This is a genomic window from Paraburkholderia solitsugae (genome assembly GCF_013177695.1).
Lineage (GTDB): Bacteria > Pseudomonadota > Gammaproteobacteria > Burkholderiales > Burkholderiaceae > Paraburkholderia > Paraburkholderia solitsugae.
In genome coordinates this window covers 13086-32917 of sequence record NZ_WOEY01000032.1, presented here as the reverse complement: position 1 = coordinate 32917, position 19832 = coordinate 13086, and the positions used below count along the sequence as shown (strand labels likewise).

The window sequence follows — 19832 nt, the reverse complement described above, 5'->3', positions numbered from 1 at the left end:
AAAGTCAACTCCGCAACATATACGTTTCGTATTCCAAAGACATGAATTTTCTGTCGAGCACCTTCACGGATGCCACCACAACGACGAGCAGTGCCAGCGCAAAGCCGTACCCGTAGAAGTCCGGGCCGAGCTTGAGCGTAATGCCGGTGAACAGCCCGTTCAGTACCACAAACGCAGCGGTGAGCCGCAGCACGACACGCCGCCCGTCCAGATAGAAGAACACATTGAGCAGCCCCAGCAACAGCACCTGCAGACTCGCCGACACCACGTCTACGACAAGCAGCGGCAGATACAGCGGGGAAATGCCGAGTGAACCCAGCACGCGTTCGCCAAAGGCAATGATCAGCAACAGCACGACCGTCTGCACCTTGATGATTTCGAACAGGCCGGAGCGCACGCTCCCCACCATCATGTCGCGCATTTCATTGATGTGGCGCAGCGTCGCGCCGCTGCGCACCGCGTCATAGAAGGCGTCGTAATACTCGACGAAGTCCGCCTCGATGCGCACAAGGAACGTCGCCATGCCCGGCATGACGCAAACGTAGGCGATAAAGATCGGGATATCGTAAATGACCGATGCATGCAGCGGCCCGATGACCTTGCTGCCCGTGCCCGGCGCGTACCAGAACATGAACTTGTCGAGCCACACGCCGATATTGAACAGCAGGCCGACGAGCGCGAGACTCGGATAGGCAAAGCGCCGCTCGAACACTTCGAATGAAATGAAACGCTCGCTGCGGTAATTGCGATAGATCAGTCCGGACAACCCGGCAAGCAGCACGATATGCCCCGCGACAAAGCCGCCGAGCAAGCCCACGAGGCCGTAGCCGTTCAACGCGAGTGCAAGGCACACCACGCACGCATAGCCGACGAAGAACACCAGCAGGATCTGCCGGTACTGTTTGACGCTCGACAGGAAGATCACCGCGATCCAGATGTTACTGACCACCACGAAGCCCGTGATCATCAACAAACGATAGATCAGCGGTTCGCTGCGAAAGCCCACCAGCATCGCGATCACCGCCACCACGCTTGCCAGCACCGACGACACCAGCACCACGCCGTTGTAGTTCGACAGGACAAGGTCGTCACGCTTTTCGAACAGCCGATCCGAAATGAAGCGCGTGAACGAGAGTTGCAGCGGTCCGGTCAGGATCAGGCTGAGCGCGATCAGATAGGTGACCGACACCTGAAACTGCTCGATCGCAAACGTCGGTATCACCGACGTGAGGCTGATCAGCCCAATGATCAGAATGCCGAAGATCGACAGGATCAACGGCCCTGAGCTGATCAAGCCGGCATAGGCGTAAGCACGCGCGACGCCCACCAGCGTCTCGCGACGCATGATCTTGCGTAATTCGAAGCCGATACCCGCCATCAGCGTGTCTCCTGCTGCTGAACGGGCTGCGCTGCACGCGCCTGAGGTTTCGCCCCGCCCGGTTGAGTGCCATGGTCCATCGGGCAGCGGGCAGCGCCGGCGCCCTGCCCGTTGCGTTCGCGATCCGGCATCGCGGCCAGCCGGTCATACACCGTGCGATAACTGTCGATCATCTGCGTCTTCGTGTAATAGCGGCGTACGCGCGCGAGACCCGCCTGCTGAGCGGCCAGCCAGCGTGCGTCATCCGCCAGCAGCGCCAGCACAGCCTGGGCAAACGCCGCCGGATCCGCGAGCTGGACCACCATGCCGGCTGAGCCGAGCGCGCGATCGTCCTCATCGGCACCTTCGATCAGTTGACGGCACGAGCCCACGTCCGTCGTAATGGCCGGCACGCCCGCGGCGAACCCCTCCAGCACCACCAGCGGCAACGCCTCGCTGATCGACGTCAGCGCGATCACGTCGACTTGCGGCAGCATCTCGTCGATGCGCTGAAAACCGAGGAATTTCACATGCCGGCTGAGTCCAAGGCTCTCCACGAGAGCGCGGCATTCGAGCGCGTAGGCAGGATCCTCTTCTTCCGGTCCGATGATCCAGCCTTCGAGATCTTGCAGCGTGCGCGACGCAATGAAGATCGACCGGATGAAGGTCTTGATATCCTTGATCGGCACCACGCGTCCGATCAGCGCCACCACACGATGCGAACGCGGCAAGCGGCGCTCCACCAGCGGCGCCAGTCCGTCGACGTCGATGCCATTCGGAATGCACTGAGTGCGCTCGGCGCGCGCGCCGTCCGCGATCTGCCGCTGACGGTTCGTTTCGTACAGCGCGACGATGTCATCCGCGGCATCATAGGCGAGCTTGCCGATCGCTTCGAAGAAACGCACCCACAGTTCACGGAAATAGCTGACGCGCGAAATATCGCGCTCGAATACGCCGCGGTTATCGCGAATCCACTGGCTTTGCAGCAAGTCGATCTTGCGTTCTTTCGTATAGATGCCGTGCTCGGAAATGAGCAGCGGGCGGCCAGTACGGTAGTGCATCAGCGCGCCGAGAAACCCGCCATATCCTGTCGATACCGTGTGATAGACACGCGCGGGCAACAACGTTTCGGCGACGCGCGCCAGTTGCCACAACGGCTTGTGCATGATCCGCACGGTCCAGAAATAGTCCGTGAACGAAGGGTCCGTGCAGTACTTCTGATACTGATCGACGATCGTGTCCCACGCAGCGCGGCTCGACAGAAACTGCGCTTCGTTCAGCGCGCCGTCTTTCCCGAGCATCGGAATCACGTCTGCCATCAGTGCGCCAGCGTCCAGGCCGTTGCGCGGATCACGCAGCGCGTCATGCAACTGCTGCGAGCGCGCAAATGCAGCGGCATCGCCCTGGAGGGCACGCGGCTGCGGAAAATCGGCTGCGCCCTGCTCGTACAGATAGTGCGTTTCGATATGTACGACGTTGTCCGGCAACACGTAGGCGGCGCCGTTGTAGTCCTGCTCACGGCTGCCGATGAAGACAACCGCGAAACGCGTCGCCGGGTACGCCCGGATCATTTCATTGACCCAGCTCGACACGCCGCCGCGCACGAACGGGAACGTACCTTCGAGCAGCAGGCAGACATCGGCATCAGCGGCACGGCGGATCGGGAGTTCTTTCATCATGACCAGTACTTCACAACCGGTTTGAGTGTGGGCAGCGCAGCCGCATTGCCCAGTGACGCGAGAAGCTGCGACACGCGCGAATAATCGCCTCGCAGGAAGTCGGCTTCCGCCAGCCACGGAATCAGGCGTTCACGCGGGAAGCCGAGATCCAGAGCGCGCGAAATGTGACCTTGCGCGGCATCGGGCAGCCCGTTGGCCAACGCGAGACGGCCGCGAATCAGCCACAACGCCGCGTCGCCCGGATCGGTTTCGAGCGCCGCCTGCGCGTAGCGATCGGCCTGTTGCAGCGTGTGCCGGTAGACCTCGCCCTGCACCAGGTTCTGATACACGAGCTCGAAATAGAGTTCGGCCAGCAGACGATTGAGCGCATGGCGCTCGGTATCGCCATCGGTTGCTTCGAGTGCCTTACTGGTCTGGAAGATCTTCTGCATGATCTCGTTTTCGGCGTGATCCAGCGTGCCGTACGCGATCAGGCGAATGTCCTCGAGCGGATCGGCGAGCAATTCACGCAGCAAGGTGCCGGTGGTGCGGGTCGGCATCCGCTGAATCGCAACCAGGGCCGACAGGCGGTCGGTTGCCGACACCTGTGTGTTCGCGAGGCGCGCCTGCAGCCGCGCGCCGCCGCCGTGCGAGACACGCGATACCAGATAGGTGACAAACTTCGGCCTCGGCACATCGGCGAGTTGATCGCTCTCAGTGCCGCCCGGAAAAAGCACGGCCCAGATGCAACTGGTCAGCACCACCAGGCCACCGAACAGCGGCACAAACGTGCAGGCGACCCACAACAGCAGCAGCGACAGCGCGCGCGGTTCGCGATAACGCGGCGGCAGCCACAGGCGGAACGCAACCGCTTCGGCGAGCCCTGCCAGCGCCTGCAGCGCGAGAAAACGCAGCAATGGGTCGATCGCGCCGGCCGGTTGCATCAGGCTCACGATCGCGAGGTATTGCACGACCACGGCCACCAGCGCCGCCAACGCGCTCACGATGGGGGAGAGGGTCTTAGACATCGAGGCCGCTTCGTTTGAGAAGACGCAGCAGCGCCGCGCCCGGCTCGCCGCTCTCGAGGTGGAGCGTGTGAACGCCGACGCGCGCGTGTTCCAGGTCGGTGTTGAACTGCGCCGTGAGGCTGGCTTCGATCCGGGCCAGATAGCCGTCGATACCCGTCGTGTCGGTGGCCGGCATCAGATTCACCAGCACGGACTGTTTCGCTGTTTGCACCGGCCACATGACGTCAAGCGAACGGCGCCGGCGTATCACGTGTTCGAACAGCGAGTCACCCTCTTCATCACGCGGGAAGGCCAGTGCGACCACTGAAGACGCCACGCCCGACTTTTGCTGCAGGCGCGCGAGGCGCCCCAGATCGAGCGCGAACTCGTACGGACAGTTCGGCACCTGGTCAAGGATGCGCTGCACGAATGCTGAGTGCTCGACGCCGTCCGCATAGTAGCCCAGCAGCACCAGCAACAGCTGCAGGTTGTCGAAATTGAGCGACAGGAACGGCATCCGTTTGACGACCAGCAATGCGCGCAACTCGCCGTCCGCCGACACCAGCGGCGCGCAGACCAGGTACTGGCTGACTGCCACGACCGTGTCTTCGTTCTTCAGATGCGCGACGGCGAGCGTGTTCAGCGCATGCGTGACGAGTTCGTCGGCTGCGTCGAATTCGAACGTGTCGCCGATCCGCGCAATCGCCTCCGCACCGACCTTGCCGTTTCGCACGGGATACAGCGCCGCCACTTCGATCTGGCACGCTTGCGCCACGAATTCGAGCAGACCGCTCGCGCCTGCCAACGGGACGCCCTCAGCAGCCGACGACGGTACGGTGAGTGCCGTATCCGTCGCAACCGACAGCCGGCGCAACTCGGTGATCGAATCGCGCAGCGTCGTCGGGCGTGACAGCAGATCTTTTTCGAGCCGTTCGTGGGACAGCCGCATCAGATAATGGCTGTTGGTCAACGCGACGAGACGGTCGTTCAGGTAATCGTTCAACGAAGATGCGCGCTCGGCGCGCCCGCCCCATGTATCGCCGAAGTGCCCGGCGAGAATCGTCTCGATCAGACCGCCGGCAAAATACATCGCGGGAAACGGAGCGCCGCCTGGATAGAAAAGTGCCCACGCGCCCAGCATGAATGCGCCGGCCAGCAACCCGAGCAGGCTCCCATAGCGCAAACCCACCAGCAATGGCATCAGCCACAGCCATGGGAAACCGGCGTGCAGCAGCAGCGGATCTTCCGGATGGAGCCAGCGGCTCACGGTCAGAACGACCAGCACGAGCACAACTGTTTCGACGACCGAGAACGGCCGCACCACCGCAGGCGCCAGATAACGGCGCACGCGTCCGAGATTGCCGAACGGATGCGCATGGCGCGGCTTCGATGCGCTTGAGGCGGATTCCACGGTTGTGGTATTCACGGCCATTTCCTTTTTTACCTATCGGATTGCGGCTTGCCCCGGGTATTCTGGACGCAAGCCTCAACTCTGGGGATGAGCTTACTGACGCGCTTCTAGTGGCGACAGAACCTTGGCGATCAGCGAAGTGGCCACGCTCGACAGACCCGAACGGCTCCAGCCCGTACGCGTACCCGTCGCGCTCCAGACCACGGCGCCGTTGGACACATCGATCAGTTCGAAAGTCACGCCGACGACCGGTTCACCGTCCACGCCCGTCTTGTAGCGCCATTCTTCAACCGCACCCGACAGGACATAGCGGGCGTTCTGCGACCGCGCCCATTCGAGCGTCTTGTCGCCATCGGCGCGTTGAGTCGTGTCGAACAGCGAATTGCCGTTCGAATCGGCCGGCGCGATGCGCACGTCCGCGATCCCGCCGGCGCGCAGCGCATTCGCCGCGATCGACTCGGCGCTACGGCCGGCATCCGGGGTTTCAGTGTAGTTGGCGATCGAGACCACCGCCACCTTGTCGCCGCGCGACAGCGCGGGGCCCGAGGTCTGGCGCACCGTCCCACAAGCGCTGACGAGCAGTGCCAACGCCGTTGCCGCGACGCACCAGGCACCTGTACGAGCCAATTTTTTTATGCCGTGCATGAAGAATTCTCCTTGGATGGATTCGAAATTCGATTCAATAAAACCAGCTGTAACGCGCGCCGACCTGGGTTACCGGCGTGCCGAGACGCGACACGCGCTGATGCGAGAAAAAGAGCGCCGCGTGATCGCCGCCGAACACCGTGCCGGCGAGACCGAGGCTGATTTCCGGCCCCCAGCCCTGGAACGAGTCGTGCAAAATGCCGAGGTCGAGGAACGGCCGCCACGCACGCGTGTACTGATCGAGCAGATCGTTGCCGAAACCGAAGAAAAGCCCGTACTGCGAATACGTCTGCGGCACGAAGCTGGATGCGGTGACCGGACCGGCGCTCGCCGGAATCAGTTGTGAGATCAGGCCATCGGCCTGGCCGTTCGCACTGTAGTCGCCGTGCACGCCGATCAGCCGTACGGTGTAGTCGGGATAGCCGGTGCGGATCTTGTAGCCGACCTCGCCGCTCGACAGCACGCCGCTGCCCAGGTAGTTACGCGCCTGGCTATAGAAACGATCGGCTTCGACAGTCCCCGTTGCATACAGATGCTGCGTCATGCGGTACGTCACCGTGCCGATGACGTTGTCCTTCATGCCGCCCACTTGCAGCGCCTGCGATTCGCGCGCCGTCTGATTGCGGCCGGCCTTGAGCGCCGCCGACAACGCCGAGTTCAGGCCCCACTCGGCACCCACCGACACGCTGTAAAAGCTGTCGAGCGCTTCGCGTCGGCCCGCTGTCACCGTGAAGGCAGAATCGTACGTTTGACGCCGCGCGAAAAAGTCCACCCCGCGGTCTACCGACGGCACGTTGGTCAACTGCGCTGAATCCGTCGAATGCTGGAAGCGTTGCGTGCCGGTCACGCCGATCATGTACAGATCGGCGACCTTGATGCTCCCTGCGAGCGTCTGTTCGACGTAATCGAGCGGATGTTCGACGTAGTTGGTCACCGTCGCGTCGAGCGACTGCGGCCACGTCAACGCGGTCTGCTGCAAACGGGCATGCAGTTCCGAATCGTAGGGTGCGCCTTCGAGTCCCTGGAACGCGAGATCTTCAGCCGCACCCGGGCGATCGACCACGACCGATGCATCGATCCTGTTGTAGAGCGGCAAGCGCGCCCCTTGCTGATCAAGCAGACGCTCCATCGCGGACTTGTCATTGTCCGCGAGCGCGATCGCAATCAGCTGTTCGGACGGCTGCACCAGAACCGACGCGTACTGACGCGCCAGCCAGCGCTTGGCCAACGGATTCGCTTCATGTGACATCGCCCACGCGAGGGCCACATCCTTGGCCACCGACGACGTCAGGCGCGCCTGCTCCTGCTGCGTTCCGGCCGGTTTTGCCGGCGCGGATTGCGCGGGCGGCAGACCGGGCGCATCGCCGAGCAAGGTGCGGCGCGCAGCGGTGTGGTCGTTGCGGCCAGCCTCGCTCGCGAGCAGATCGTTGAGAAAAGCCTTCGAGACGTCCGCGTTTTCGAAGATCGACGCGAGCGTGACGCGACGGCCGAGCATCTGCTCGCGCACTTCGCCGTCCTGCGATGCGCGCGTGCACAGCGCCGCTTGACCTTCAGGAGTCTTGTCGCGGATCGCCGCCTCGTCCTGCTGCATCTGGCGCCAGACATTGCGCCGGATAGACCACGCCAGATCGCTGCGGCCGGCCATCTCCTGCGCTTCGGCATAGGTCAGTTGCCAGAGCGGATCACGCGACATCGCGGCCGCTTGCAGACGCAAATACTTCAGCGCGGCTTCGGGCCGGTTCAAGCGCATCTCGGCAGCCGCCAGCGGTCCCCACAGTACCGGCGCCTGCGCGGGTGCATCGCGCCACTCGGACACGGCGTTGCGCAGTTGGGCTTCGCTGCCGTAGTCGACCAGTGTCCAGAGGAGCGCCGCGCGCAGATCGAGTGTCGCGCCAGGCAGCGTCACCGCGATCTGCAGGTCGTGCAGCGCGTCGAACGGACGATCGGTCTGGCGATAGTATTCGGCCCGCACACGCAGAAAGCCCGGGTCCTTTTCGGCAGCCGCCAATTGCTCGGGCGTCAGGTCTTGCAGCAGCGCGGCGATGCGCTCGAACTGCTCCGCATCCGTGTAGTAGTGGATGGCCTCCTGCAGGGCATGCGGAGACTGATCGCGACGATACTGCAACTCGGCGGTACGGCCGGCGTCGATCGGATACGCGTCGTAGAAGTACGTCATCGCGCTGAGGTCTTCGGGCGTTGCGTGGCCGCTTGTGAGCAGATGCTTGTAGGCATCGTTCGCAATGTCGTCGCGTTGCAGAAGACGGGCGAGTTGCGCGGCATTGCGCCAGAACAGCACGTCGTCGTCTTTCGCGCCGTGACGCGCGGCGAGCAGCGTGCCGAGCGCACCCTCGTAGTCGCCGTGACGGTACAGCAGGCTCGCCGTGCGCAACGCGTATTGCGCATTGTCCGGATACAACTGGTTCAGTTTGCGGTTGTAGGCGAGCGCTTCGTCGTCATGGCCGGCCCGCTCGGCGAGCAAGCCGATTCGCGAGTCGATTGCTTCGGCCTGCGAATTTCGTTGACGGCTGCTCAGGAAAGTTAGCGCGTCGTCCGGACGGCCGAGACGTTCATAGGCCGCGACCACCGCGTCAATCAGCTTCAGATCGCCGGGCGACGCATTCGATGCCTGGATCAACGCCGCGAGATAGGCATTGTCGTCATTCAGCATCGGCGCGAGGCGCATCACGTTTTTCCAGCCTTCCGGGTCGTGCGTGGCCTGCGCGTAGGCGAGCCACATCTGCAGCGCGAGCGGCGACGCGTGGTTCCATTCGGCGACCTGGGCGAGACGTTTGGTCCAGACCGGCGAGTTCGGATTCTTCTGGACCTGTTCCGTGGCCACCCGCTGCGCGTTCGGCAAATCGCTCGATTCGAGGAACGACTGATACAGAAGGCGGGAGACGTCGTTCGTCGCAACGGCGCCGGGGTTCGAGGCGGCTGCCGGAGTTGAAGCTGCAGGGGCGCTCGACGCAGCGACCGCGCTTGCTGCCGAGGCGGGACTCGAAACTGACGCCGTCACCCGTACCACGTGCGCATCCCCCCAGCCGCGCGTGCCGATCCGCATGGCCATGCGGGGCCCGGCTTGCGGGCCGTCCATGTACGCGTACTGCCCTCGATCCCGGTCGTGCAGCGCGCGTTGCCGGATGAAAGCGACCAGCCGCAACGCGGCGTTGTCATCGGGCTGTGCCTGCGCGTAGCCGGCCAGCGCTTTCGCGTAGCGGTCCACAAGATCCGGACGATGGGCTGCACGCGCCAGATTCAGCAGCACGATAAGCGTCTCGTGATCGTGGGCAAACGCCGCACCGTGCTGATCGGCGGCGGCCAATGCGTCGTTGAGAAGATTGCCGGATTGCAACGCACGAATGCCTTCGATAAAGCAGCGGCGCTGCGCGTCAAACGTCGTCGCGTTCGCCTGCAGGCGGAACCAGCCGTCGGCCGCGCCGCGATAGTCGCCCGCATACATCGCATAGCGCACTACCTCGCGGTTCCAGTGCGCCTGCTGCGCGGGGTCCTGGGCGGCCAGGCGCGCATACAGTTGCATGGCGACCTGTTGCGCATTGACCGAGGCTGCCGCGTCGGCCAGCATTTGCAGGTCGGCATTCGACCAGGACAGTGTCGCCGCATTGGCAAGTTGAATCCGCAAGCGAGCCAGCGCGGCGTCGCGGCCGGGGTCATTGGCGGGCAGCGCGAAGGTTTCGCGAGTATCGACTGTCAGACGCAACAACTGCGCCGCACGACGCATAGCATCGGTGGGAATGGCTTCCATGCGAGCGGCGATACGGCGGGCATCCTCGGTGCGTCCCAGATGGACGTACTGCGTACCGAGTACCGACAGAATATCCGTGTTGTTGGGCTGCACACGCAGCCATGCTTCGAGGTAGGCGATGCTGAGATCGCTAGGTGCGTCCGTCGACGTCATGCGGCTACGCAACCCGCCACGTGGATGCACGAGGTAGAGCGTAATCAGCACGACACCGGCGAGCAGCAAGACCAGCCAGGTGGGCGCGATGCGCGGGCGATTATCGAGCACAGGCGGCCTCGACAGACGTGTAGTTCAGTTTTTCACCGACGCTCGCCGAGGTATCGAAGCGCAGGAAATTGCCGTCGCGGCGCGCGGCGACCGGTTGGTTGTTCACGCTGATCGTGCACGACTGTGCGTTCGCCAGCCTGACGAACGGCTGGTAATGGCCGGCAAACTCGAAACGCATGCCGTTCGGCGTGCGCCTGAAGTTGCGCACAAAACCGTTGGCCTCCGCGATATACGGCGCGCTTGCCGAGCCGCCGATTGCAAAGCGGGCGCTGCCGCCGTCGATATGGATGTAAGTGCCGTCGGGACCAGCCGCGAAGCCCGTCAGGCCCGTTGCCGTATCGAGTGCCGGCGTGGCGGCTTGCGGCCAGTGCAACTCCCGCACTTCGCCGTTGCCGCGCACGATCCAGTCACTCGCATGCGGACCGACCTCTTTCGCTACCGCGAATGAGCGCCAGTCGAGCACCTTGCGGATGTATTCGGTCACATACACCGGCATCACCGGTTGCTTGAGCACCGTCGCAAAGATCTGGTCGAGCGCACGCAATGACGCAACCTTGGTGCCGCTGTACATGTGGTAGTAGATGTCGATCGGCTTGAAACGCAGCGGACGGTCCGTCATCGCGTAGGTTTCGAGCACGCGCGTGAAACCGTAGAAAGGGCCTTGCCAGTCGTTCGTGTAGACGTTCTCGTCCTGGTTCGGCGCGTAGACCTGGTAGGCGCCCGGACCTTTGTCGACGCCGATCGGCGCGATATTGGTCCAGCTGTTCGCCGACTTCGTAATGACGGTATCGCCGCCGTTGAAGTTATAGACGCCTGCTTCGTACACCCTGCGCACAACGAAACCCGGCGGCCGACAATCGCCGGACCATTGCAGCAGCACGGTCCTCTTGCCGATTGGTGCGAGGCGCGTGTTGATGTAGTCGATCGAACCGGTGATCTCGCGATCGATATTGAAGTGGTAACCCGGGATATTCAGCGAGAACGCCGCATCGCCGCCTCCTCGGTCCACTTGTGCGCCGGTCTTGCTGTCGACCTGCTCCCACTGGAACGGATGCGAATACGTGTGCGTGCCGATCTCGACGTTCGGCAGCGCGAACATCTTGCGGGCGATCTCTTCGAGACGCGGCGAGATATCCGGATGCAGCCCCTTCGGACCGACCTCCCCTTCAATGACCGACAACGTCATCGGCACCGGGTAGCGGCTGAAAATCTGCTGATACAGCGCTTCGCCCGAATAATCGGGACCGGGGAACTCGGCACGCGACGCGAAACCGTCGCCATCGACGTGCGACATCAACAGACGGCGGCCATTTTCGGTCGTGACGCTCGGCGACGGCATGTCCTGCAGATGCAGCGCCGCTTTCATGAAAGCGATCGGCTGAATGGCCCAGCGTTCCTGCTCGATGCTGTCGAGCGACGCCACCGTGTATGGACTGAGTGCGTAACCGCCCCACGGCGTCAACGCGACCTGATCGAGAAGCACCCCGTTAGCCGACACACGCAGCAAAGACTGGCTATGCGATCCGACGCGTACGCCTTGCAGATCTCGTGGCTCGGGTTTCGGGCTGATTTCGAAGCCGACCATGGGATCGCTCCTGACCACCGTGACTGGCGCGGCGAACGTGCCGGTCACGGCTTGCAGGTCGAGCGCCGCGCCGCCCGAACCGGCCGCATCAAAGCCGAACTGCCCGAGAAACGCGACGGGAATGTGGTCCGCCATACGAGCGGCGACCCAGCGTTGCCAGACTTGCGGATCGGGTACGGCGCCGCGCTGGATCCACGCGACAACACCGGCGTAGCGATCCGGTGTGATGTCGTCCGGCAAACGCGTCGAGAAATCGGCGTACTGGACGTCGTATCCCATGTAATTGAGCGGCATGGCCAGATCGCGCACACCGGCACTCAGGTCGAGCGGATCCTTGGTATCACGGTCCTGCACGACGAGAATCTTGCGCGGCATCACTTCGATCTTGCCGATACCGACGATATCGCGTGCCCTGCTTGTGACGTAAGGCACTATGCCGGCCGCTACGACCTGCGCCGCCGTCTCGCGGGCGCACTGCCGGTCGCTGCGGGCACAAAACTCCACTGACACCACCGCGACACCGCTTTGCCGCGTGAATGCGCGAGCCGCTGCGACGCGTTCCGCACGCAGCGGTTCCGGGATTTCGACCGGCCGGCCGCTATCGTCGAGGCCGCGGACCAGCGAATCGCCCACCACGGCGTAGAGCGACTCCGCATACGGCAGCGCGATACGCAACACGTCGGCGCCGCCGGCGACGAGGCGCGCCTCCGGATGAACCTCATGGATGCGTCCGGCAGCCGCAATCGCGGCGGGCGTATCGAGCAGGAAACCACGATAACCACGCCGCCACAGCGGATCGATCTGATTGGCGACGAAGGCATCGGCCGATTGAGCAGACTCAGCACCCGTGGTGCGTGCAATCCAGGCGGTGTGACGCAACGGATGAGCGAGCGGATCGAAGCCGGTGGCGGGGTCGATCACGACGGCATCGAATGCTTGCAGTTCGCCAACAGGGGGATTTGCCGCGTAGAAAAAAGCGAGGTTCGGCTGTGTCGACGCAATGCTGGTGGCCACGACGGCAGACTGCTGCGGTGCAACTTCGGCATGCGTCGAAAGCGGAGCCACGCTCGCGGCGCTGAGCGCGATCGAGATAAGGGTGCGTGTGAAAAGCCGCTCGCCTGCCCGGTCAGCAAGCGCGCAAGAATTCCCGCCGGCGCGTGCCCGGGTCCGCTTCTTCATGGCCACAATCTTTCCCCGTTTTGTTCTGAAGGCGAGCGGCGCAATCTCCAGGGTGGAGAAAAAAGTTCCGCTTACCGATTTTCGAGCCGGCGCGATGGCATTATTTACACAACGTAAAGCGACCGTTGTGTGGAACGCGAAACCGACATTTCTCTTTTGCTTGCCTCGTAAGGCGGTGAAAGATAGCACGAAATGTGGCCTCTCAAGGGAACTTAAGGCATTGGCGAAATAGGCTGTGTTAAATATTGAAAAACGCATTTCCTTTAAGTCACGTTGCAAACGATTGCGCGCCTATGCGCAAACGATTTCCGCCCGGTTACCCGCATCTGGCGCCCGTCGGGGTTCTGCAAGGTGTTGGAAAATCGCCAAAAAGTGGAAATGCTGGCTTGCGGCAGGACCGCCGGCATGACGTCTAGCGGACGCGACTGCGACATGTGGTGTTCAATCGGCCCGATTTCCCACCATCGCGGCGCGCATTTCAAGCCAGCCGTCGATTCAGAATAGTAAAATCGTCTGATCAATTAAAGAGAAATGCACAGTCGTGTGTTTTTTCGTTCTGCTTCCGACCGTTCTTAATAGTTCTGACCAAAACACACTGGAGTCAGGTCGAACAAAACGATCTTCGTGCCGTGCCACAACAATGACGAAAACTGACGCGATCATTCGATTTGAAACCGCGCGTCGTAAAAACTTCGCCGGCCCCTAAAGAAATCGCCAGCATTGCCGTTAGCACGGTTGGGCAAACCCGGAGCGATCCGGCGACGCAAAGCTATAGGGACTCCCTTACGGGAGTTCGCCAGTTGCCCGCCTTATCCACGGCGGGCCAATCGACAGCGGTTATCAAAAAACCGTGTCAGGAGGCTAAATGAAGACGGTTCGGGGAACGCGCACGGCGCAGGTTGCCGCTTTGGAATCCGCTCACGGAATCCACCACACAGCTCACACCGGCAAGCTTCTAAAAAAAGCCAGATTGCTGGCATGCATGCTGGCAGTTTGCGCGCATGGCACGGCGTTCGCGGGCAGTGCCGCAGTCGATCTTGTTGTGCCTTCCTACTTCAACGCAACCAGTAGTGTTGCGAACTGGAACGCCCTGGCGACAACGGCTCGCATGGTGCCCACCACCGCCATTCTGAATCCGAACAGCGGCCCGGGCGTCACGGAAGATCCAAACTACGCAGCCGCAGTGGCCAAAGTCCGCGCAGCAGGCGGCAAAGTGTTGGGCTACGTGCACACCTCGTACGGAACGCGCCCACTCTCCGCGGTCGTGACCGATATCAACGCCTACGTGTCGCTCTACAAGATCGACGGATTCTTCATCGACGAGATGACGTCCGACAGCACGATCTCTCATATCCAGTTCTACCAGTCGATCTACAACTACATCAAAGGGCTGAACGCGAGCTACTCGGTAACTGCCAATCCGGGCACCAACATTCCGGAGCTTTATGCGAGTTTGCCGACGGCTGACCAGTTCGTCGTATTTGAAAGCAGTGCGAAGATCTACGCGAGCTACAAACCGATGAGCTGGCAAGCAGGCTATCCGAAGAGCCGCTTTGTTCACATGGTGTATAGCGCGAGCGCTGCGCAGTTGCCGGGGATCATGCAATACGCGACGGCGCACGGTGCGGGCGCGGTGTTCGTCACGTCGCTGGGGGCGTCGAATCCTTACAAGGCGCTGCCGCCGTACTGGAGCGCCGAGACGTCCGACGCAATGGCGCTGCCATAAAATCCGCACACGGTCTCGCGAGCACAGGACCGACGAAAAGATTCGAGAGCGAAACCACCGCGATCGGTTGATGAATACCGCGTCGGCGCGCGCAGCGCCGCCGGAAGTATGACTGCCTTGTCACTGGCGCCGAATGTGCGAGGGCACGGATTCTAGATGCTCCACTACCCCCTCCAAGCCAGGAGACCCGCTTATGAGCTAGCGGTGTGAGCCGCTTTCTTTTGCCTACTTTTCTTTGCGGCCGGCAAAGAAAAGTAGGTGCCTGCCCCGCACAGGGGCGACGCTAATAAACCAATAAGAAACCAAGGAAAGGCCAACGCCGTAGGCACACAGACAAAAAGCGCCGCGCAGGCAAACAGCTCAAGAAAAGCCCAACGCCGTAGGCATACAGACACATGGGGCCCCGCCAACACCCCACCGCAGATTAGAATTTTCCCTCAGCGGCGAAGCCCCTTCCACAGTGTATTGTTCGCGCACAACCCATACTTACACGGTCCCCGGCATGCCCTACCCCCACTTACTCGCTGAACTCGACCTCGGCTTCACCCGCTTGCGCAACCGCGTGGTAATGGGCTCGATGCACACCGGCATGGAAGACCGTTTCTGGAATTACCCGAAACTGGCCGCCTATTTCCGTGAGCGCGCGAAAGGCGGCGTCGGCCTGATCGTCACAGGCGGAATCTCGCCCAACCGGCAAGGCTGGTTGCTGCCCTTCGGCGGCACGCTGAACTCGGTGTTCGATCTGCGTAATCACCGCTTGCTGACCGAGGCCGTGCACGCCGAAGGCGGCAAGATCGCGCTGCAGATCCTGCATGCGGGCCGCTATGGGTACCAGCCGTTCGTCGTGTCGGCGTCAGCGCTCAAATCGCCAATCTCGAAGTTCAAACCGCGCGCGCTCACCGAAGCCGGCATTGCGCGGACCGTGCGCGACTATGCCCGCTGCGCGCGCCTCGCCCAACGCGCCGGTTACGACGGCATCGAGATCATGGGCAGCGAAGGCTATCTGCTCAACCAGTTCCTATGTCCGCGCACGAACCATCGCACCGACCGCTACGGCGGCAGCATCGAAAACCGTATGCGGCTCGCGCGCGAGATTGTCGAACATGTGCGAGCGGCGTGCGGCGAACGCTTTATCGTCGTGTACCGGCTCTCGCTGATCGATCTGGTCGAAGGCGGCAACACCTGGGAAGAAACCGTGCAGGTCGCCCAGGCGCTCGAAGCCGCCGGCGTAACGATGTTCAACACGGGAATCGGCTGGCACGAAGCGCGGGTGCCGACCATCGTGACCTCGGTGCCGCGTGCTGCTTTCGCCGCGCTCAGTGCGCGGCTGAAGGCTGCGGTCAAGGTGCCCGTGATCGTGTCGAACCGCATCAATACGCCCGAGGTCGCTGAAGAACTGCTCGCTCAGGGAGCGGGTGATCTGGTGTCGATGGCGCGGCCGCTCCTCGCCGACCCCGAGTTCGTGCTGAAGACCGCCGAGGGACGCGCGCACGAAATCAACACCTGTATCGCCTGCAATCAGGCTTGCCTCGATCACACGTTCAAGAACCAGCGTGCGAGTTGCCTCGTCAATCCGCGTGCGGGACGCGAGACCGAGCTGGTCTATCGGCCGGTCTCAGGCGCGCAGGCAGCGCGTTCGGTTGCAGTGGTCGGCGCGGGTCCGGCGGGACTTTCCGCGGCGACGGTTGCGGCGTCGCGCGGGCACCGCGTCACGTTATTCGACGCGAGCGCAACGATTGGCGGTCAGTTTAATCTGGCGATGCGCGTGCCGGGTAAGGAAGAGTTCAGCGAAACCATCCGCTATTTTCAGAGCCAGTTGCAGCGGCATCGCGTCGACGTGCGGCTGGATACGCGCGTCGATCCGGCGCTGCTCGCGGCAGGCGGTTTCGACGACGTGATCATCGCCACGGGCATCGTGCCGCGGAGCCCGGCGATTGCCGGCATCGACGGACCTAACGTTTTGTCTTATGTGGACGTCTTGCGCGGTGCGCCGGTGGGACGCCGCGTCGCGGTGATCGGTGCGGGCGGTATCGGCTTCGATGTCAGCGAATTTTTGCTGCATCGTTCCGGCGATCCTCTGCCGATGCCGCGCGAAGCATGGCTCGACGAATGGGGCGTCGATCTCACGGTGCGGGAACGCGGTGGCTTGAAACCGCCGGCGCCAGTGCAGCCGTTCCGCGAGATCTGGTTGCTGCAGCGCAAGGCGGGCAAGCTCGGCATGGGGCTCGGCAAGACCTCAGGCTGGGTGCATCGCGCGACGCTAGCAAGGAACGGGGTGAAGATGCTCGGCGGCGTGTCGTATCTGGAAATCAGCGAACGCGGTTTGAAGATTGCGCGCGAAAGTGTCGAAGAATGGCTCGACGTGGACACGATCATCGTGTGCGCGGGGCAGGAATCGTTGCGCAATCTGGTTCCGGAGACGGCGGCACGAACTGCGGATAGGTCAAACGGCGCGAATGGGGCCGGCAGCGCGAACAGTGTTAAAGGCTCGAATGGTGCGAAAGGTCCGCGCTATCACGTGATCGGTGGCGCAAAGGTCGCGACCGAACTGGATGCGAAACGCGCGATTCGCGAGGGTGCGGAGGTGGCGGCGGCGCTCTGAAGCGGCGGAGCGCCGAGGCGGTCACAGAGATCTGAAGCAGCGGCGAGCGAAAGTAGTCACCACGATCAGAAACAGCGGAACTCAGAAATCAAAAACTGTAGAGCGTGTGACGGACAGCACACAGCAAGCCGCCGCCCTCCTCAGGCGAGGCCCTTCTTCCGGTAATCGAACCAGAACGACAGGCCCACGCTGGCCAGAATCACGATCGTCGCGATCACGGTCGAATGCGTGACCGGCTCGCCGAGCAACAACGCACCGAGCGCCACCGCGACGACCGGGTTCACGTACATGCAGCTGCTGGCGATGATCGGACTCGTATGCCGGATCAGAAAGCCGTACGCGACATAGGCGGTCATCGTCCCGATCAGCATCAGGTAGACGAAGGCCAGCACCGGCAGAAAATGCACCTCCATCATCCGCTCGCCCGTCACCAGGGCGACCATCGTCGACATCGCGCCGCCGAGGCCGATCTGCAGCGAGGTCGACAGGAACAGGTCCGACGGCAGCTTCAGCCGCCCGGCGAGATGCGCGCCGCCGGCCCAGAAAAGCGCACCACACAGGATCGCCAGGCTGCCGCCCGCGGATCCCGGCGCGCTGTCGCCGTGACTCAGGATCGCGATGCCCACCAGCCCGAGACCGACCGCGAACCACTCGCCTCTGCCGATCTTGCGCCCCGCCACCGCCGCGATCACCGTCGCGAACAGCGGCACGGTCGCGACCATCACGGCCGCGGTGCCGGTGCCGACGGTGCGCATGCCGTAGGCCAGCATGCCGCTCGACAAGCCGACCAGCATCGTGCCGACAATACCGGCATTGCGGATTTCAACCGCGCTCGGCCAGACCGGATTGCGGCGCGCCGCGAAGGTGAAGAGACCTATCCCGGCAAACAGATTGCGCAGCCCCGAGAGCAGCAAGGGAGGAAACGAACCGAGCGCGACGTGCACGGCGAGATAGGTCGAGCCCCACACGAGATAGACGACGGCGAGCGCGAGCGCGATCTGTCCATTGCGGGACTGCGGCAAACGGATCGGAAAACCACGCGGGAAACTACGCGAAAAGCGGCTGGGGAGTTGCGGCGACATGCGTTCAACCCACCCATGCCGCTCGAGGTGCTGCGCCCCCGCTGAAAACCCTGTATCGGGATGGCGGACACCGCATCGGCGATGCGGTCTGACGGGCGAGGCTGGCGGACATGTCGGTGGAACGGAAGGACGAAAGATGGCCAATGGGGCCACAACGCCGCGGCGATCGATAGAAATCGATCCGCGGCTGACACGCGCCGAAGGTTCGGCGCGCATCGCATTATGCAGTAAGCACCCACCGCGCAGTCTGAAAGAATCGTAACTTTTTGCGTGTCAGCAACAAAAAAGCCGGGGACGTTTCCCCGGCTTTGGACTCGCCCGTGACACCGGCGCGCAAACTATGCAACCGGCATCATCGGCGACGCTCAGTTGGCCATCGCGCCCGACGCTTCGTGCTTCATGCCCGTCGCGTCGCTACCCTTTTTCATCGTGTCCTTCTTCATCGTGTCCTTTTTCATGCTGTCCTTCGACATGGTGTCTTTGGACATCGAATCCTTCGACATCGTGTCCTTGGACATCGCATCGTTGGACATTGCGCCGCTTGCCTGAGCGAACGCGGCGCCGCCGCTAGTCAGGAGCGCGACGGCCAGTGCTGCGATTGCGAACTTTTTCATGGGATGACTCCGTTTCGTTATGGATGAATCTGAACCGGCTTCCAGGTGGTGCCGGGGTATTTCCGAAGCTTCTGCCGCCCGGGGTCGCGCGTGCGGCCTTGCACGCGCCGACCCGCGCGCGTCAGGAGCCTCCGAACCAGTTGTAGCCCTGGTCGACCCAATAGCCGCCGGGATACGTGTTGGTGACGAACATCTCGACAATGTGTTTCGGGTTCTTGTAGCCGAGCTTGGTCGGCATGCGCAGCTTCATCGGAAAGCCGTATTTCGCAGGCAGACGCTCGCCGTCGTATTCGAAGGTCAGGAGCGTTTGCGGATGCAGTGCGGTCGGCATGTCGATGCTCTCGTAGTAGTCGTCGGCGCATTTGAAGCCGACGTACTTCGCGCTCGTGTCCGCGCCGATGCGCCGCAGAAAATCGGCAAACGGCGTGCCGCCCCAGCGGCCGATCGCGCTCCACCCTTCCACGCAGATATGCCGCGTGATCTGCTCGGCATGCGGCAGCGCGTACAACTCGGGCAAGGTCCAGACACGCTGACCGGTGACGAGGCCGCTGATCTTCAGCTTGTAGTCGGAAGCGTCGACATCGGGGACGTCCTCGATACCGTAGAACGCGTTGAACGGGAATGGCCGCGTGATCTGTGCTTCGGTGTAGGTCGGCGCGAGTTGCTTCGGATCGAACAGGGCGGCTTGCGCGCGGTCGTTCAGGCGCGACACCGCTGTCAGGAATGCGTTGACCGAATCGTTGTCGGTGAGCGAGCAACCGGTCAGCATCGACAGGCCGCCGAGCGTCAGAAGCCGCTTGCCGAACAGGCGTCGCGACGGCATCGCGAGTTCGCGCCGGGCGTCGATCAGGATCGATTCGCGGTCGAGCTTGTTGTCGAGCATAGAGGCGAGCTTTCGATCGGGTTGGGTAGCGGGCTTGGTCATGATTCGATGTCCTT

Annotated in this window: 12 protein-coding genes and 1 riboswitch; of the genes, 2 read left to right on the top strand and 10 right to left on the bottom strand. The window is 62.7% G+C overall.

The features are described 5' to 3' along the window. Positions 1 to 4: 4 nt before the first annotated feature. The 7 genes from pelG to GNZ12_RS08615 all read right to left on the bottom strand — a co-directional run bounded on the left by pelG (position 5) and on the right by GNZ12_RS08615 (position 12869). Complete coding sequence (gene pelG, locus GNZ12_RS08645) at positions 5 to 1378, bottom strand: exopolysaccharide Pel transporter PelG (protein ID WP_172309946.1); 1374 nt, start codon at positions 1376 to 1378, stop codon at positions 5 to 7. Beyond that, the gene (pelF, locus tag GNZ12_RS08640; protein WP_172309945.1) at positions 1378 to 3036 is read right to left on the bottom strand and encodes a GT4 family glycosyltransferase PelF; all 1659 of its coding nucleotides are present in this window, start codon (positions 3034 to 3036) and stop codon (positions 1378 to 1380) included. Before pelF ends, pelG begins: the two co-directional genes overlap by 1 nt. Next, a complete protein-coding gene (locus GNZ12_RS08635; RefSeq protein WP_172309944.1) occupies positions 3033 to 4043 on the bottom strand; it encodes a tetratricopeptide repeat protein in 1011 nt (336 codons plus the stop codon). The genes pelF and GNZ12_RS08635 overlap by 4 nt, the downstream gene beginning before the upstream one ends. Continuing rightward, positions 4036 to 5454 carry a PelD GGDEF domain-containing protein gene (locus GNZ12_RS08630; RefSeq protein WP_216673143.1) on the bottom strand — a complete coding sequence of 473 codons (1419 nt, stop codon included), beginning with the start codon at positions 5452 to 5454 and terminating at the stop codon, positions 4036 to 4038. Before GNZ12_RS08630 ends, GNZ12_RS08635 begins: the two co-directional genes overlap by 8 nt. A 72-nt stretch (positions 5455 to 5526) precedes the next feature. Continuing rightward, positions 5527 to 6078 carry a penicillin-binding protein activator LpoB gene (locus GNZ12_RS08625; protein WP_172309942.1) on the bottom strand — a complete coding sequence of 184 codons (552 nt, stop codon included), beginning with the start codon at positions 6076 to 6078 and terminating at the stop codon, positions 5527 to 5529. A 34-nt stretch (positions 6079 to 6112) separates the two neighbouring features. Continuing rightward, complete coding sequence (locus GNZ12_RS08620) at positions 6113 to 10105, bottom strand: tetratricopeptide repeat protein (protein WP_172309941.1); 3993 nt, start codon at positions 10103 to 10105, stop codon at positions 6113 to 6115. Continuing rightward, a complete protein-coding gene (locus tag GNZ12_RS08615) occupies positions 10095 to 12869 on the bottom strand; it encodes a polysaccharide deacetylase family protein (protein WP_172309940.1) in 2775 nt (924 codons plus the stop codon). The genes GNZ12_RS08620 and GNZ12_RS08615 overlap by 11 nt, the downstream gene beginning before the upstream one ends. 728 nt (positions 12870 to 13597) lie before the next feature. Then, a riboswitch (cyclic di-GMP riboswitch) is annotated at positions 13598 to 13677 on the top strand. 57 nt (positions 13678 to 13734) lie between these two features. Here GNZ12_RS08615 and GNZ12_RS08610 point away from each other — a divergent pair. Further along, positions 13735 to 14595, top strand: a complete 861-nt coding sequence (locus GNZ12_RS08610; RefSeq protein ID WP_172309939.1) for a spherulation-specific family 4 protein — start codon at positions 13735 to 13737, stop codon at positions 14593 to 14595. Positions 14596 to 15097: 502 nt separating this feature from the next. Beyond that, positions 15098 to 17197, top strand: coding sequence for an NADPH-dependent 2,4-dienoyl-CoA reductase (locus GNZ12_RS08605; protein ID WP_172309938.1), 2100 nt, complete (start codon positions 15098 to 15100; stop codon positions 17195 to 17197). 140 nt (positions 17198 to 17337) lie between these two features. On the opposite strand, the gene GNZ12_RS08600 is transcribed toward GNZ12_RS08605, so the two are convergent. The 3 genes from GNZ12_RS08600 to GNZ12_RS08590 all read right to left on the bottom strand — a co-directional run bounded on the left by GNZ12_RS08600 (position 17338) and on the right by GNZ12_RS08590 (position 19818). Beyond that, on the bottom strand, positions 17338 to 18279 hold the full coding sequence (locus tag GNZ12_RS08600) for an EamA family transporter (protein ID WP_172309937.1): 942 nt from the start codon (positions 18277 to 18279) through the stop codon (positions 17338 to 17340). A gap of 365 nt (positions 18280 to 18644) precedes the next feature. Beyond that, the gene (locus GNZ12_RS08595) at positions 18645 to 18893 is read right to left on the bottom strand and encodes a pentapeptide MXKDX repeat protein (RefSeq protein ID WP_172309936.1); all 249 of its coding nucleotides are present in this window, start codon (positions 18891 to 18893) and stop codon (positions 18645 to 18647) included. Positions 18894 to 19014: 121 nt separating this feature from the next. Then, positions 19015 to 19818, bottom strand: a complete 804-nt coding sequence (locus GNZ12_RS08590) for a molybdopterin-dependent oxidoreductase (protein ID WP_235993645.1) — start codon at positions 19816 to 19818, stop codon at positions 19015 to 19017. Positions 19819 to 19832 lie beyond the last annotated feature (14 nt).